Origin of the sequence: Streptomyces lancefieldiae, from assembly GCF_031845825.1 — a bacterium.
Lineage (GTDB): Bacteria > Actinomycetota > Actinomycetes > Streptomycetales > Streptomycetaceae > Streptomyces > Streptomyces lancefieldiae.
In genome coordinates, this window is the sequence record NZ_JAVRFH010000382.1 from 1 (window position 1) to 410 (window position 410).

The window sequence follows — 410 nt, forward strand, 5'->3', positions numbered from 1 at the left end:
CCGGCGCTGGGCCCGGGCGCGTTCGCCATCAAGCTCCGCGTGCAGCTGCTGCGCGACCTGGGCCCCGCGCTCTCCCCGCACTCGGCGTTCCTGCTGCTCCAGGGCGTCGAGACACTGAGCCTGCGGCTGGAGCGGCACACCTCCAACGCGCTGGAGCTGGCCCGCTGGCTGGAGCAGCGCGACGAGGTGGAGACCGTGCACTACGCCGGTCTCCCCTCGAACCGCTGGTACGAGGCCGGGCAGCGCTATCTGCCGCGTGGCGCCGGAGCGGTGCTGGCCTTCGAACTGAAGGGCGGGGCCGAGGCGGGCAAGCAGTTCGTGGACGCGGTCGAGCTGTTCAGCCACCTCGCCAACATCGGTGACGTACGGAGCCTGATCATCCACCCGGCGTCCACCACCCACAGCCAGCT

At 71.5% G+C, this 410-nt stretch carries 1 protein-coding gene; it reads left to right on the top strand.

The window, feature by feature from the left end:
- Positions 1-410: PLP-dependent transferase (locus tag RM812_RS42615; protein ID WP_311586460.1), on the top strand; the 410-nt coding region annotated here is incomplete at both ends.